The organism is Halosaccharopolyspora lacisalsi, assembly GCF_014137975.1.
GTDB lineage: Bacteria > Actinomycetota > Actinomycetes > Mycobacteriales > Pseudonocardiaceae > Halosaccharopolyspora > Halosaccharopolyspora lacisalsi.
Map to the genome: position 1 here is coordinate 398712 of NZ_JACGWZ010000003.1, position 14330 is coordinate 413041.

14 protein-coding genes are annotated in these 14330 nt (G+C 67.7%); 9 read left to right on the forward strand and 5 right to left on the reverse strand.

Annotated features, from left to right (window positions below; all coding sequences use genetic code 11):
* Window positions 1–139: 139 nt before the first annotated feature.
* Together FHX42_RS13410 and FHX42_RS13415 are read right to left on the reverse strand one after the other, a co-directional pair.
* Window positions 140–355 carry a hypothetical protein gene (locus tag FHX42_RS13410; protein WP_182544600.1) on the reverse strand — a complete coding sequence of 72 codons (216 nt, stop codon included), beginning with the start codon at window positions 353–355 and terminating at the stop codon, window positions 140–142.
* Window positions 352–546, reverse strand: a complete 195-nt coding sequence (locus FHX42_RS13415) for a hypothetical protein (protein ID WP_182544601.1) — start codon at window positions 544–546, stop codon at window positions 352–354. The genes FHX42_RS13410 and FHX42_RS13415 overlap by 4 nt, the downstream gene beginning before the upstream one ends.
* Before the next feature lie 344 nt (window positions 547–890).
* Between FHX42_RS13415 and FHX42_RS13420 the strand changes: the two genes are divergently transcribed.
* From FHX42_RS13420 to lepA, 3 genes are all read left to right on the forward strand, one after another.
* The gene (locus FHX42_RS13420) at window positions 891–1094 is read left to right on the forward strand and encodes a cold-shock protein (RefSeq protein WP_182544602.1); all 204 of its coding nucleotides are present in this window, start codon (window positions 891–893) and stop codon (window positions 1092–1094) included.
* A 535-nt stretch (window positions 1095–1629) separates the two neighbouring features.
* Window positions 1630–2010 carry a VOC family protein gene (locus FHX42_RS13425; RefSeq protein WP_182544603.1) on the forward strand — a complete coding sequence of 127 codons (381 nt, stop codon included), beginning with the start codon at window positions 1630–1632 and terminating at the stop codon, window positions 2008–2010.
* Window positions 2011–2122: 112 nt separating this feature from the next.
* Complete coding sequence (gene lepA / locus FHX42_RS13430) at window positions 2123–3991, forward strand: translation elongation factor 4 (RefSeq protein WP_328796100.1); 1869 nt, start codon at window positions 2123–2125, stop codon at window positions 3989–3991.
* A gap of 134 nt (window positions 3992–4125) precedes the next feature.
* Here the strand turns inward: lepA and FHX42_RS13435 are convergent, their stop codons facing one another.
* A complete protein-coding gene (locus tag FHX42_RS13435; RefSeq protein WP_182544605.1) occupies window positions 4126–4497 on the reverse strand; it encodes a hypothetical protein in 372 nt (123 codons plus the stop codon).
* A gap of 310 nt (window positions 4498–4807) precedes the next feature.
* Window positions 4808–6274, reverse strand: a complete 1467-nt coding sequence (locus FHX42_RS13440; protein ID WP_182544606.1) for an XRE family transcriptional regulator — start codon at window positions 6272–6274, stop codon at window positions 4808–4810.
* Window positions 6275–6390: 116 nt separating this feature from the next.
* On the opposite strand from FHX42_RS13440, the gene aceA reads away from it, so the two are divergent.
* The 3 genes from aceA to FHX42_RS13455 all read left to right on the forward strand — a co-directional run bounded on the left by aceA (window position 6391) and on the right by FHX42_RS13455 (window position 9853).
* Window positions 6391–7713: an isocitrate lyase gene (gene aceA / locus FHX42_RS13445; protein WP_182544607.1), complete on the forward strand. Its 1323-nt coding sequence runs from the start codon at window positions 6391–6393 to the stop codon at window positions 7711–7713.
* Between the two features lie 239 nt (window positions 7714–7952).
* Window positions 7953–9065, forward strand: a complete 1113-nt coding sequence (locus FHX42_RS13450) for an AMIN-like domain-containing (lipo)protein (protein ID WP_182544608.1) — start codon at window positions 7953–7955, stop codon at window positions 9063–9065.
* A gap of 161 nt (window positions 9066–9226) precedes the next feature.
* On the forward strand, window positions 9227–9853 hold the full coding sequence (locus tag FHX42_RS13455; RefSeq protein ID WP_182544609.1) for an MOSC domain-containing protein: 627 nt from the start codon (window positions 9227–9229) through the stop codon (window positions 9851–9853).
* A 10-nt stretch (window positions 9854–9863) separates the two neighbouring features.
* On the opposite strand, the gene FHX42_RS13460 is transcribed toward FHX42_RS13455, so the two are convergent.
* Window positions 9864–10418: a GNAT family N-acetyltransferase gene (locus FHX42_RS13460; RefSeq protein ID WP_182544610.1), complete on the reverse strand. Its 555-nt coding sequence runs from the start codon at window positions 10416–10418 to the stop codon at window positions 9864–9866.
* Window positions 10419–10561: 143 nt separating this feature from the next.
* Here FHX42_RS13460 and FHX42_RS13465 point away from each other — a divergent pair, with 143 nt between their 5' ends.
* From FHX42_RS13465 to FHX42_RS13475, 3 genes are read left to right on the forward strand one after another with little or no spacing between them, the layout of a single operon-like run.
* Window positions 10562–12061: a CoA-acylating methylmalonate-semialdehyde dehydrogenase gene (locus tag FHX42_RS13465; RefSeq protein WP_182544611.1), complete on the forward strand. Its 1500-nt coding sequence runs from the start codon at window positions 10562–10564 to the stop codon at window positions 12059–12061.
* A 33-nt stretch (window positions 12062–12094) separates the two neighbouring features.
* Window positions 12095–13273 carry an acyl-CoA dehydrogenase family protein gene (locus FHX42_RS13470; protein ID WP_328796101.1) on the forward strand — a complete coding sequence of 393 codons (1179 nt, stop codon included), beginning with the start codon at window positions 12095–12097 and terminating at the stop codon, window positions 13271–13273.
* Entirely contained in the window at window positions 13270–14322 is a 1053-nt protein-coding gene (locus tag FHX42_RS13475; RefSeq protein WP_182544612.1) for an enoyl-CoA hydratase/isomerase family protein, read from the forward strand. Before FHX42_RS13470 ends, FHX42_RS13475 begins: the two co-directional genes overlap by 4 nt.
* Window positions 14323–14330: the final 8 nt, after the last annotated feature.

Sequence of the window (14330 nt, forward strand, 5' to 3'; positions counted from 1 at the left end):
CCGGTTGCTGTGCTCGTGTCGCGTTTGGTGTGGCGCTGCCGGACGAGGGCAGCTTTCCTCCTGGTCGGAAATGCCACGCGGCACGGCTTGACATCGTAGCAACGACCCCGCGAGAGGGCGGGGCCGTGGGCGGGCACGGTCATTCCTGCTCGTCCGGTGCTTCGTGTTTGCGTGGTCGGCCGCGCCGGGCCTGCTCGCCGCTCTCGCCGAGGAGGCGTCCCGCATCGGCCAGCGCCCGGCGGAGCAGGAATCCCACCTGCGCGTTGGTGCTGCGCATTTCGTCCGCGGGCCACCTGGCCAGGGCGTCGTGCACGGCCGGGTCGAGGCGGAGCAGGAAGCTCTTTCGGGGTGTCACACCGCGCCTTCGGTGATGGAGCGAACTCGCGTTGACAACGGGCTGGGTGGGGTCTGTTCTCCGCACGGGACCACCAACAGGTTACTGATCACCGTGGCCTCGCGCTCCTCGCCGAGCTCGACGAGGGACCCTCTCACCTCGTGTTCCCGCGCGGCCGGGGCGGACACGGTCACTCCGGTGCCGACCGTCATGCCGGTGGTTCCCGCCTCTGGGTTCGTTCGTCGTCCGCTGCGCCTCCGCTCGGCCGGTGCGCGATCACATCGCTGATATAGCTTAGTGATATCACTCTTTGGTCAGTCGGCGGCCGGTGCGATCGAGTGGCAGTCGACTTGCCGGGCCGGGAACAAAAGCGCGGGTCGACTCGTTGGACAGGGCGGCTGGTTTCCGTTCGTGTATACGACACGCTCGTGAAACGATGGTGCGGGCGCGTCGTTGTCCTTCAGGTAGCTGGAGACATCGCCGTCTGATAAGCCAGGCCCCGGCGTTCACGTGCAGGATGTGGCGCCGGTTCCCAGCACTTGTAAGGAAGCCAAAGATGGCGCAAGGCACTGTGAAGTGGTTCAGCTCGGAGAAGGGCTTCGGTTTCATCGCTCCGGATGACGGTGGAGCCGACGTCTTCGTGCACTACTCGGGTATCGACGGTTCCGGCTTTCGGAACCTCGAGGAGGATCAGTACGTGGAGTTCGAGGTGACCCAGGGTCCGAAGGGACCCCAGGCCAGTGGAGTCCGCGTACTGTAAGACTCTCCTGTGCGACTCCGTCTCGAACCACGTCGGCGTCGATCGTGACGTCGACACGGTGATGTGACGTGATCGTGGCCGTCGGCTGCGCTCAGGGCTTCGCTTCCGATTCGCCGATCGGGAGGGTGGATCCGAGTGAAGCCGGCGGCCACGGCTGGAATACATCCGTACCTTCGACGAGGCAGCGGCCCGGAGGGCTCCCCTGGAGGACCCGGTGTCACGCGCCTGCGGGTACGGGTGAGGTTGCGGTGACTCCCGCTGTTTTTTCGAAGGTCACCGCTACGCCCGCCTCCGTGAGCTGAAACTCTTTCGCCAAGCGTGCCGGTTCGTCCGGCCCACCACTCGCGTTCGGTGGTGTTGCGTCTGCCGGTGAGGTGCTGTCCCCGCCCGTTTCGGGTGCGGCCGCCGGTATCTGGGACCGGCCTGCTCGGTTGCTGGTCAGCGCCGTCCGGAAGCTCGTCCTCCGCCGACGTGCGGATCGATCGGCTTCGAGTGGCCGTGTTGTGCGACCGCCGTGTTCGGGTAGAACGGCGGTATGGAGGTCTTGAACAGCCGGATGATCCTGCACCCGCGTGACCGTCAGCGCTCGCTGGAGTTCTACCGCGACACCCTCGGGCTGGCGATATACCGGGAATTCGCCGTGGGGACCGTCTTCTTCCTGGGGCAGGGTTTCCTGGAAGTGTCCGGTGCGGCCGAGCAGGGACCGAGTCCGGACCAGGTCCTGTGGTTGCAGGTGCGTGACCTGGAGGGCGAGTTCGCCCGGTTGCGCGACCTCGGGGCCACCGTGCTGGCCGAACCACAGCGTCAGCCCTGGGGCTTGGACGAGGGCTGGATCGCCGACCCCGACGGGGTCCGCATCGTGCTCGTCCACGTCCCGGAGGATCATCCGCTGCGAGTCGACGTGCGTCAGCCCTGAGCGATCGGCACGGGACGACCCGGAGTTGGACACCGGGCATTCCCGGCGGCGTGGGACGATGGGGGAGGACCCTGCACGGACGCGAGTCGACATCGGCGCGAGGAAATCTTCAGTGAGCACGTTCGCGGACACCACCTTCACGTCTCCGGAGCGCATCCGGAACTTCTGCATCATCGCCCACATCGACCACGGCAAGTCGACCCTGGCCGACCGGGTACTGCAGCTCACGGGGGTGCTCGACGAGCGAGCCTACCGTGACCAGTATCTCGACCGGATGGATCTGGAACGCGAGCGCGGCATCACGATCAAGTCCCAGAACGTGCGCCTGCCGTGGCAGGTCGACGGGGCCGACCACGTGCTGCACCTGATCGACACCCCCGGCCACGTCGACTTCACCTACGAGGTCAGCCGCTCGTTGGCCGCCTGTGAGGGCGCGATCCTGCTCGTCGACGCCGCGCAGGGCATCGAGGCGCAGACACTCGCGAACCTGTACCTGGCGATGGAGCACGACCTGGAGATCATCCCGGTCCTGAACAAGATCGACCTGCCCGCCGCCGAACCGGACCGCTACGCCGCCGAACTCGCGCACATCATCGGCTGCGAGGAATCCGACGTGCTCCGGGTCTCGGCCAAGAGCGGTCAGGGCGTCTCGGACGTGCTCGACTCGGTGGTGCTGAACGTGCCCGCTCCCAGCGGCGACGCCGATGCGCCCGCCCGCGCGATGATCTTCGACTCCGTCTACGACACCTACCGCGGGGTGATCACCTACATCCGCGTGATGGACGGCAGGATCACTCCGCGCGAGCGGATCCGGATGATGTCCACCGGCGCCACCCACGAGCTGCTGGAGGTCGGCATCATCTCGCCCGACCAGAAGCCCTCCAAGGGGCTCGGCGTGGGTGAGGTCGGCTACCTGATCACGGGCGTCAAGGACGTTCGCCAGTCCCGCGTGGGTGACACCGTCACCTTCGACAAGAACGGGGCCGAGCAGCCGCTGCCCGGGTACCGCGACCCGGTGCCGATGGTGTACTCGGGGCTGTTCCCGATGGACGGGTCGGACTACCCGGTGCTGCGTGACGCGCTGGACAAGCTGCTGCTCAACGACGCCGCCCTGACCTACGAGCCGGAGACCTCCGGCGCGCTGGGGTTCGGTTTCCGCTGCGGCTTCCTGGGGCTGCTGCACCTGGAGATCACGCGGGCTCGGTTGGAGCGGGAGTTCAACCTGAACCTGATCTCCACCGCGCCGAACGTCGTCTACAGCGTGACGCTGGAGGACGGCAGCGACACCGATGTCACCAACCCCTCGGACTGGCCTGAGGGCAAGATCTCCGAGGTGCGCGAGCCGATGGCCAAGTGCACGGTCATCGCGCCGTCGGAGTTCGTGGGGCCGATCATGGAGCTGTGCCAGAGCAGGCGCGGCAACCTCGACGGGATGGACTACCTCTCCGAGACCCGGGTCGAGCTGCGCTACACCATTCCGCTGGCCGAGATCGTCTTCGACTTCTTCGACCATCTCAAGTCGCGCACGCGCGGTTACGCCTCGATGGACTACGAGGAAATCGGCATGCAGGCGTCCAGCCTGGTCAAGGTGGACATCCTGCTTCAGGGCGAGGCCGTCGACGCCTTCAGCGCCATCGTGCACAAGGACAATGCCTACTCCTACGGCTCGCGGATGGCCAACAAGCTGCAGGAGCTCATCCCGCGTCAGCAGTTCGAGGTGCCGATCCAGGCTTCCGTGGGATCGCGGATCATCGCCCGCGAGACCGTGCGCGCCATGCGCAAGGACGTGCTGGCCAAGTGCTACGGCGGTGACATCAGTCGTAAGCGCAAGCTGCTGGAGAAGCAGAAGGAAGGCAAGAAGAAGATGAAGACGGTCGGTCGCGTCGAGGTTCCCCAGGAGGCCTTCGTCGCCGCCCTGTCCACCGACGAGGGCTCCGGCAAGGAAGACAAGGAGAACAAGGACAAGAAGGGCAAGAAGTAGCCGGCGCCGCGCCTCGAAGCCGCCGCGCGGAGGCTCCGGGCCTTCCGCGCGGTGGGGAGGCCGAGTCCGGACGGTTCTCGATGGGTCCCGAGTGCGGATCGTGGTGCACTGTTCGGGCGGGGTGGTGCGTCGGTCTATGACGCGAGCTGGTGATGCCCTCCTGAGGCGTTGCCCGGTGTATTGATCAACTGGTGCGCACGCTGGTACGAGACCCCCGAGATGGTCCCGATGTCTCGAACGGTGAGGCCGGTGTCGGCCAGCTTCCGCGCGGCCTCGAGTTTGAGCATCGACGCCTCCTTGTCCTTGTCCGCTGCTTCGGCGCGGAGCTGTTCCGATTCGCGTAGTACATCAGCGACCTCGGGCTCCGGAACCGGAGTGACCGCCACCTCGACGGACTCTTCTGGTGCCTCTGCGACGAAGGCGATCGCTTCGCGGCGGATCTCGTCTGCGCGGTCCAGGCGACTGACCTGAGTCAGGGCGCCTGGATATTGATCACGCTGGATCACCCACCAGCGGCCGTCTCGCCGAGCTGCCGCGGTGAAGTGGGTCGTTTCCACCACCTCTTCCCAAGTGCCGGCTCAAGCTGCTTGAAGATCACTTCGACCATCCGGTCCGGGGTCTCGGTGTGGCGGCCGACGGTCGTGCGCGCGTGTCCGCAGCGGATTCCCGCGTGGTTGGTACGTTCGGAAGCCTCCAAGGCCACGCCTCGTCGCTCGGCGGTTTTCCGTATCTTTCGGAGCAGGTCACCACGCTTCGCGAGCTGGGTGATGGACGAATCAAGTCAAACTGCGGTGGACGTACCACCCGAAAGAGTGGTCACCCCTGATGGGAGTCGAGGAAGGCGTAGACGTCGGCCTCGTCGACGCCGGGGAAGGTGTCCGAGGGCAGCGCCGACAACACGTGCGAGTGCGCCCGAGCCGACGGCCAGACCATGCCCTGCCAGCGGTTGGCCAGCTCGGCCGGCGGGCGCTGGCAGCACTCGCCGTTGGGGCAGCCGGACCGGTGGTGGTTCGTGGTGTCGCGCCCCCGGAACCACCGCGACTCGGTGTAGGGCACGCCCAGGGTGATCGCGAAGTCCTTGCCGCGACTGGGATCGACGTGGGCCACGCACCAGTGCGTGGCTCCCGGCTTGTCGGTGTACTGGTAGTGCGTCGAGTACCTGTCGGAGGAGGAGAAGACCTGTCGTCCGGCCCAGTAGCGGCACATCCGCTGTCCCTCGATGGCTCCTGTGGCGTCGCTGGGAAACACCAGCCCGTCGTTCTCGTAGGCCTTGTAGATGATGCCGGTCTCGTCGTTGCGCACGAAGTGGCAGCGCAGGTCCAGGTACTCGGTGGCGAGGTTGGTGAACCGGTGGGCGGCCATCTCGTAGGACACCGAGAACACGTCGCGCAGGTCCTCGACGGCGAGGTCCCGGTCGGCCTTGGCCTGGCGCAGGTAGCTCACCGCGGCGCGTTCGGGAACCAGTACGGCGGCGGCGAAGTAGTTCGCCTCGACCCGCTGGCGCAGGAAGTCGGCGAAGTCGCGGGGCTGGCGGTGTCCGAGGGTCAGGTGCCCCAGCGTCTGCAGCAGGATGGTGCGCGGGCTGTGCATGCCCAGCGACTCCCGCCGCAGGAAGATCCGGTTGTTTCGCAGGTCGGTCACCGACCGCACCGAGCGGGGCAGGTCGTGGACGAACCGCAGTCCGTACCCCAGGTGGGTCGCGATGGACTGGATCACTCCCTCGGACAACGGGCCGCCGTGGTAGTCGACCCGGTCGAGGATGTCCGACGCGGCCTTCTCGATCTCGGGGAAGTAGTTGCCGTGCTCGCGCATGGTGCTGCGCAGCTCGGCGTTGGCCTGCCGGGCCTCCTCGGGGGTGGCGACCTGCTTGGTCTCGCGTCGCCGCAGCTCCTCGTACAGGGCCAGTACGTGCTCCAGGGCCTCGGTGGGGACCCGTTTGCCGATCTTCAGCGGTGGCACGTCCAGGCGCTGGTACAGCGGGTCGAGCTGAGCCTGCTCGACGGCGATCTCCAGCTCCGCGCGCCGGTTCGGCGGCTTCTTCGACAGGAGTTCGTCCACCGAACTGCCGAGCGCTCCGGCCAGTGACCGCAGCAGGGACAGCTTCGGCTCGCGGTGACCGTTCTCCAGCAGGGACAGTTGGGACGGGGCGCGCCCGACCTTGTCGCCCAGCTCGACCAGGGTCAGTCCGGCGGCGCGGCGCAGGTGCCGGAGGCGCTGACCGAAGACCAGCAGATCCTGGTCACTGGAAAAAGTACGGTCTTCTTCTTCGGTGAACTCTGCCATGAGCTTCATGATAGCGAAAAGAAGCGAAAATTTCCCCCCAAAGAGTCCTCGTTTTTCCTTGCCCAAGCATCAACACTGGGAAGTAGCAGGCCGCAAGCGATCGAAAGGTGGAGACCATGAGCCCCGAGCGTGGTACCCGCGAGCAAGCCCTCCAGGCCGCCAACGACCTCCAGCGCGAGTGGGACACCGACCCGAGGTGGAAGGACGTCGAGCGTACCTACTCGGCTGGTGACGTCGTCCGCCTGCGGGGTTCGGTTCAAGAGGAGAACACCCTGGCCCGCCAGGGAGCCGAGCGGCTCTGGAACCTCCTGCACGACAACGACTACATCCACGCCCTCGGCGCGCTGACCGGCAACCAGGCGGTTCAGCAGGTCCGCGCCGGCCTCCAGGCGATCTACCTGTCCGGCTGGCAGGTCGCCGCGGACGCCAACCTGGCCGGTGAGACCTACCCGGACCAGAGCCTCTACCCGGCCAACTCGGTCCCGCAGGTCGTGCGCCGGATCAACAACGCCCTCAAGCGCGCCGACCAGGTCGCCTGGGCCGAGGCGCTGGACTCCGAGGGTTCCGAGGTGGAGACCGAGGACCGGCACTGGTTGGCCCCGATCGTGGCCGACGCCGAGGCCGGCTTCGGTGGCGTGCTCAACGCCTACGAGCTGATGAAGGGCATGATCCAGTCCGGTGCCGCCGGTGTGCACTGGGAGGACCAGCTCGCTTCGGAGAAGAAGTGCGGTCACCTCGGTGGCAAGGTGCTCATCCCCACCAGCCAGCACGTCAAGACCCTCAACTCCGCTCGCCTGGCCGCCGATGTCGCCGGCGTTCCGTCGCTGGTCGTGGCCCGTACCGATGCGCAGGCGGCCACGCTGCTGACCAGCGACGTCGACGAGCGTGACCAGAAGTTCGTCACCGGCGAGCGCACCAGCGAGGGCTTCTACAAGGTGTCCAACGGCATCCAGCCGTGCATCGAGCGTGGTCTGGCCTACGCGCCCTACGCGGACCTGATCTGGATGGAGACGTCCACGCCGGATCTCGACGAGGCCCGCCAGTTCGCCGAGGCGATCAAGGCGAAGTACCCGAACCAGATGCTGGCCTACAACTGCTCGCCGTCGTTCAACTGGAGCAAGAACCTCGACGACAGCACCATCGCCAAGTTCCAGCGGGAGCTCGGCCAGATGGGTTACAAGTTCCAGTTCATCACCCTGGCCGGCTTCCACGCCCTGAACTACAGCATGTTCGATCTGGCCAAGAACTACGCCAAGGACGACATGACGGCCTACGTGGACCTGCAGCAGCGCGAGTTCGCCGCCGAGAAGGACGGCTACACCGCGACCAAGCACCAGCGCGAGGCCGGTACCGGCTACTTCGACCTGATCAACACCGCGGTGAGCCCGGACTCGTCCACCACCGCGCTGGCCGGCTCGACCGAGACGGCCCAGTTCTGAGCGCAACGGCGCTCTCCCTGACGCACCAGCGGCCCTGTGGCGGGGTGTAGTGATCGCGATGGTGCGAGTGGGCGGGAACCCGGCAGCCGGGTTCCCGCCCACTTTTCGTCGGCCCGCCGGAGCGGGCGGCGAAGTGCTTCGACTCCGTGTCTCTCGCGAGACAACCCGCCCGGGGACGGGTGCGTCTCCCGGGCGGTCTCCTTCGAGAGGGAAGGTCCCGAGCTGACGGGGAGGAAGCGATGACGTTCGATTTGTTGCGTGCTCGCGGAGCGGCGTTGACCGTGGGTGCCGTTGCCGCGATGGCCGCCGTGACCGGCTGTGCTTCGGGAGGTGATTCGGTCGCGACCACGTCGACACCGGAATGGCACCAGTCCGCGGCGCGCGGAACGCCGAGCTCGGAGACGGGGGACTCGGCCCAGCGGTCGAAACGGTCCGTGCGGTCGACCGGTGATTCCTCCCCGCGGGAAACCGGTCCCACGCGGGACGAGCCGACCCGGATCGCTTCCTACGATCGGGGCAACCGGAAGTTCTCCGTGGTCGGCTACTCCTCGGAGCAGGGCTACTGCGTCGACGTCCGGACCGACCGGTCGAGCCGAGCGGTGTGCGACCCGGTGCCCGCAGGGCCACCGAAGCTTCAGCTGCGGTCCCTGACGGTCGGTGCCGAAGACTACCTCGTCGGTATCGTCGACAACGAGGCCGTCAGGGATGTCGACCTGATCGCCAACGACGGCAGTCCCGTCGTCGAGAAGGCCGAGCACTTCGGGCTCGTCGACGTCCTCGACGGTCGTGCCAGAGCCTTCTCCCCGGTCAGTGCGCCGAAGTTCGTGCAGGCCGTGGTGGCCCGCAACGCCGCGGGCGAGACGATCGCCCGCCGGGAGCTCGGGGACTCCGGTGGTGCCCGGCAGGACGGCTTCACCACCGGCGACAAATCCGGAACGGGCAGCGCCACGGGCCCCGACCCGGCGGTGCTGACCGATGTGCGGCTGCTGCGTCGACAGGGCAGCGACGCGATCCGCCTGGAGTTCGCGCCCGGGAGCGGAACCCCGGACTACCAGGTGGGTTATCGGCCCAAGCCGTTGCGCTACGAGGGTTCGGGCCGCCCCGCCAACCTGGAGGGGGGGCCGGCGCTGGAGCTGGATCTCACCCACGCCGATGACGGTGACGCGGCGGCCGGTGCGGTTCCGGTCGATCCGCAACGGCAGAGCGTCGTCGCTCAGGTCAAGAACCTGGGGTCGTTCGAGGGGCACGTCAAGCTCGGTATCGGGATCATCGAATCGCACTCGGAGCTGCCCTACGAGGTGAGTACCGGGCCGCACAGCATCACCGTCGAGATCGCCCATCAGGGAGCGTGACGGTGCTCGGCGCGACCGTGGCGGCTGTCGCCCCGGTCGCGCCGACGACGGAAGCCGGGTGGGGCGACCCCGCCCGGCTGGTGCCGTCCACGGCCCTGGCGTGACCGGGACTACGAGAAACAAGGGTGCGCGGGCGGCTGCCTTGCCCATAGGTTGAGCTCGTGGGATACGTCGAGTCAGTCAACATCGCCGTGGTCCGGACCGGCGACTGGACCGGGAGCGTGGGCAGCACCGGCATCGACAAGCGACCGGTCGGGCACCGGGTGTGGTTCGGGCGGGAAGGGGTCCGTGGTGACAGCGTCCGCGACACAAAGCGTCACGGCGCCTGGTACCAGGCCGCCTACGCCTACGACGCCGAGGACCTGCGGTACTGGTCGGAGGAGCTGGACGGGGAGCTCGTCGCGGGCAGCGCGGGGGAGAACCTGACACTGGTGGACTGCGATGCCAGTCGGGCCCTGATCGGGGAGCGGTGGCGTGTCGGCACGGCGGTGGTGCGCGTGACGGGTCCACGTACTCCGTGCCGGGTCTTCGCCGGTTTCTGGAACGCCGCCGACCTGGTCAAGCGCTTCACCGCCGTGGGCAGGACCGGTGCCTACCTCGCCGTGGAAACGCCCGGTGAGGTCGGTGCCGGCGATGAGCGCAAGGTGCTGTCGCGGCCGGAGCACGGGGTGACGGTCGCCGACGTGTTCGCGTTCCGGATGGGGAACCGGGGTCTCGCCGAGCACGTGACCGCGGGCCTGGACGATCTGCCCGCTCCGTGGGCGGAAGCGATCACCGCCGTGCTGTGAAGCCACGTGTTCAGCCGCGTGAGCTCCCGGAGAACTCGAGGCCGAGCACGAAGATGCGCATGTCGAGCCCCAGCCACTCGAACGGTCCCGTGAGCGTGCGGAACCCCTGGCCCCGGTAGAACTGCCTGGCCCGTTGGTTGTTCAGGGCGTTGGTGCCCAGCACGATGCGCGGCTGATCGATCCGCAACCGCACCTCGTCCAGCAGTGCCGAGGCCAGACCGTGGCGCTGCACATCGGGGTGCACGTGCAGCTCGGCGAGTTCGAAGGCGTCGTCGAGCCAGTGTTCGTTGTGCGTGGCGGTCAGCGCCGGACGCACGTGGTGCGGCCACCACTCGCGACTGGCGGTCGGCCATCCGACGAGCATCCCCACCAGTCGCTGCCCCCGGTGGGCGCCGAGGGCCAGCAGGCCGTCCAGTTCGGTGACCTCGTCCAGGTACTTCGCGACCAGGATCCCGCCGGGTTGCCCGGCATCGGTCATGGCCGTGCGCGCCAGCGCCCGGACCTCGTCCAAGCGGTCCTGAAGGTCGAAGGGTGCGATGTCGACGTCCACGTCCTCAGTCAACACGATCTCGCCTCCGAACGGGTCGTGCGGTGACGACAGCCTCTTTCGAGTGTGACGGAAGACACCCTGTTGCGTCTGCTCGGAAACCATGAATGATTGGAGGGCCAAAGGTTTGGGTTCCGAGTAACGGCGGCGAAGGGTGCGGTATGACCAACGAACTGGAGCACTTCATCGGCGGTAAGCGAGTGCGGGGTACCTCGGGCTCCTACGGTGACGTCTACGACCCGAACACCGGTCGCGTCCAGTCCCACGTTCCGCTGGCCTCGGCCGAGGAGGTCCGCGCCGCCGTGGCCAACGCCGCCGAGGCCCAGCCCGAGTGGGCCTCCTGGAACCCGCAGAAGCGGGCCAGGGTGCTGATGAAGTTCCTGCAGTTGTGTCAGGACGAGATGGACTCGCTGGCGCGGTTGCTGGCCTCCGAGCACGGCAAGACGGTCCCCGACGCGCGGGGTGACGTCCAACGCGGCCTGGACGTCGTCGAGTTCGCGGCGGGGATCCCGCACCTGCTCAAGGGCGAGTACAGCGAGGGCGCGGGTACCGGCATCGACGTCTACTCGATGCGTCAGCCGCTCGGGGTCGCCGCGGGCATCACCCCGTTCAACTTCCCCGCCATGATCCCGCTGTGGAAGGCCGCCCCGGCCATCGCCTGCGGCAACTCCTTCGTGCTCAAGCCCTCCGAACGGGACCCGTCCGTGCCGGTGCGTCTGGCCGAGCTGTTCATCGAGGCCGGTCTGCCACCGGGCGTGCTCAACGTCGTCAACGGCGACAAGACCGCTGTCGACGCGGTGCTGACCGACCCGGTCGTGGACGCGGTCGGCTTCGTCGGTTCCTCGGACATCGCCGAGTACATCTACTCCACGGCCGCCGCGCACGGGAAACGCGCCCAGTGCTTCGGCGGCGCGAAGAACCACATGATCGTGATGCCCGACGCCGATCTCGACGGAGCCGTGGACGCGCTGATCGGTGCCGGTTACGGCTCGGCGGGAGAGCGGTGCATGGCGATCTCGGTCGCCGTGCCGGTCGGCAAGCCCACGGCGGACGCCCTGGTGGAGAAGCTGAACGAACGCGTTCGCGACCTCAGCATCGGAACCAGCTTCGAAGAGTCCGCCGACTTCGGGCCGCTGGTCACCGCGGAGGCACGGCAGAAGGTCCACGACTACATCGACCTCGGCGTCGAGGAGGGCGCCGAGCTGGTGGTCGACGGACGCGGCTTCCGCAAGGAGGGCTACGAGGACGGCTTCTTCACGGGTGGTTCGCTGTTCGACCACGTCACCCCGGACATGCGGATCTACCGGGAGGAGATCTTCGGCCCCGTGCTGTCGGTGGTGCGCGCGAACGACTACGAGGAGGCGCTGCGCCTGCCCAGCGAACACCAGTACGGCAACGGCGTGGCGATCTTCACCCGTGACGGGGACGCCGCCCGGGAGTTCGCCGGGCGCGTGGACACCGGCATGGTCGGTATCAACGTGCCCATCCCGGTGCCGATCGCCTACCACAGCTTCGGAGGCTGGAAGCGTTCCGGATTCGGCGACCTCAACCAGCACGGCCCGGACTCGATCCGCTTCTACACCCAGACCAAGACGGTCACTTCACGCTGGCCCTCCGGACGCAAGGAAGGCGCCAGCTTCACCATCCCGACCATGGGCTGACCGGCGATCCCGGCACCCGGCAAAGGAGGACACGTGGGCGTGGCAACGGAGGCGAGTCCGCAGGCGTCGCCGTTCTCGCTGAGCGAGGACCAACGGGCCATCCAGCAGACCGCGCGGGAGTTCGCGGCCGAACGCATCGCCCCCGAGGCCGTGCGGTGGGACCAGGACAAGCACTTCCCCGTGGAGGTGCTGCGCGAGGCGGGCACGCTCGGCATGGGAGGTGTCTACGTCGACGAGCGGTTCGGCGGCAGCGGGCTGAGTCGTTTCGACTCCGCGCTGGTCTTCGAGGCGTTGGCCACCGGCTGCCCGTCGACAGCCGCCTACGTCTCCATTCACAACATGGTCGCGTGGATGATCGACGAGTTCGGTGACGAGCAGCAGCGAGCCCACTGGTTGCCCGGGCTGTGCTCGATGCAGCGGCTCGGCAGTTACTGCCTGACCGAGCCCGAGGCCGGTTCCGACGCGGGAGCGCTGAGCACCGGCGCCGTCCGCGACGGGGACCACTACGTGGTCAACGGCGTCAAGCAGTTCATCTCCGGCGGTGGCACCTCGGACGTCTACGTGGTCATGGTGCGCACCGGTGAGCCGGGTGCCAAGGGCATCTCCGCCCTGGTCGTCGACGGTGCCAGCGAGGGCATCTCCTTCGGCGCCGAGGAACGCAAGATGGGGTGGAACACCCAGCCCACCAGGCAGGTCGTGTTCACCGACGTGCGGGTACCGGTGGCCAACCGGCTCGGCGCGGAGGGCACCGGCTTCAAGATCGCCATGTCCGGGCTCGACGGCGGCAGGCTCAGCATCGGGGCCTGCTCGCTCGGTGGTGCCCAGGCCGCGTTGGACAAGAGCCTGGACTACGTGCGTGAGCGCACGGCCTTCGGCGCGCGGATCGGCGACTTCCAGGCGGTGCAGTTCAAGATCGCCGACATGGCCACGGACCTGGAGGCGGGCCGGATGCTGCTGTGGCGGGCTGCCTCGGCACTGGACGCCAAGGACCCGTCGGCCACCCGGTTGTGCGCGATGGCCAAGCGAATGACCACCGACGTGGGCTTCACGGTGGCCAACGAGGCCCTTCAGATCCACGGCGGATACGGATACCTTGCCGAGTACGGCTTGGAGAAGATCGTCCGCGACCTGCGGGTGCATCAGATCCTGGAAGGTACCAACGAGATCATGCGACTGATCATTTCCCGTGGACTGTTGGAGTCACAATCATGACATCGGACCCCGAGCAGGAACTCCTGATCGACGAGCAGGGGGTGCTGGGGCGCATCACGCTCAACCGGCCGAAGGCCCTGAACTCGCTGACCCTGGGCATGGTCCGGTCGGTGCGGGCGGCACTGGACAAGTGGCGCGACGACGACCGGATCCGGGCCGTGCTCGTCGAGGGAGCCGGGGATCGCGGGCTCTGCGCGGGTGGTGACATCCGTGCGATCTACGACGCTTCCCAGACCGGGGACGAATCGCTGGTGGCGACGTTCTGGGGCGAGGAGTACCGGATGAACGCGGCGCTGGCGAGGTACCCGAAGCCGGTCGTGGGCCTCATGGACGGTATCTGCATGGGTGGCGGAGTCGGCGTCTCCGCCCACGGCTCGCACCGGGTGGTCACCGAGCGCTCGAAGGTCGGCATGCCCGAAGTGGGCATCGGCTTCGCTCCCGACGTCGGTGGTACCCACCTGCTTTCCCGCGCTCCGGGTGAGCTCGGCACGCACATGGCGCTGACCGGAGCGCCGGTGGGAGCCGCCGACGCCCTGCACTGTGGTTTGGCCGACTACTACGTCCCCAGTGCCGGTCTGGGGGAGTTGGCCGCGGCGCTGTCGACCGGGCCGGTGGACGCGGTGCTGGAGAAGTACGCCGAGCAGCCACCGGAGTCCGCCCTGAAGTCCGAGCGGGGATGGATCGACGAGGTCTACTCGGCGGACAGCGTCGAGGAGCTCCTGCACCGTCTCCGGCAACGTCCGGAACCGGCGGCTCGCTCGGCCGTCGAGGCGATCGTGACCAAGTCACCGACCTCGCTGAAGGTCACGCTGCGCTCGCTGCGGGAGGCGGCGCGGGAGAGTTCACTGGAACAGGCGCTCGACCGCGAGTTCCGCGTCTCCGAGGCCTGCGTGCGCATCGGGGACTTCGTCGAGGGCGTGCGCGCGACATTGGTGGACAAGGACAAGAACCCGGCGTGGTCGCCCGGTCGTGTCGAAGAGGTCGGTACCGACTTCGTCGACCGGTTCTTCCAGCCGCCCGAGGTGGGGGATCTCGGTCTGTCCGACTGAGTGCCCGT

Bases quoted from the DNA above. Each gene is read 5' to 3' on its own strand.
- FHX42_RS13415 (WP_182544601.1), bottom strand. From the start codon at position 546: ATGACGGTCGGCACCGGAGTGACCGTGTCCGCCCCGGCCGCGCGGGAA.
- FHX42_RS13420 (WP_182544602.1), top strand. From the start codon at position 891: ATGGCGCAAGGCACTGTGAAGTGGTTCAGCTCGGAGAAGGGCTTCGGT.
- FHX42_RS13425 (WP_182544603.1), top strand. From the start codon at position 1,630: ATGGAGGTCTTGAACAGCCGGATGATCCTGCACCCGCGTGACCGTCAG.
- FHX42_RS13440 (WP_182544606.1), bottom strand. From the start codon at position 6,274: ATGGCAGAGTTCACCGAAGAAGAAGACCGTACTTTTTCCAGTGACCAG.
- aceA (WP_182544607.1), top strand. From the start codon at position 6,391: ATGAGCCCCGAGCGTGGTACCCGCGAGCAAGCCCTCCAGGCCGCCAAC.
- FHX42_RS13450 (WP_182544608.1), top strand. From the start codon at position 7,953: ATGACGTTCGATTTGTTGCGTGCTCGCGGAGCGGCGTTGACCGTGGGT.
- FHX42_RS13465 (WP_182544611.1), top strand. From the start codon at position 10,562: ATGACCAACGAACTGGAGCACTTCATCGGCGGTAAGCGAGTGCGGGGT.
- FHX42_RS13475 (WP_182544612.1), top strand. From the start codon at position 13,270: ATGACATCGGACCCCGAGCAGGAACTCCTGATCGACGAGCAGGGGGTG.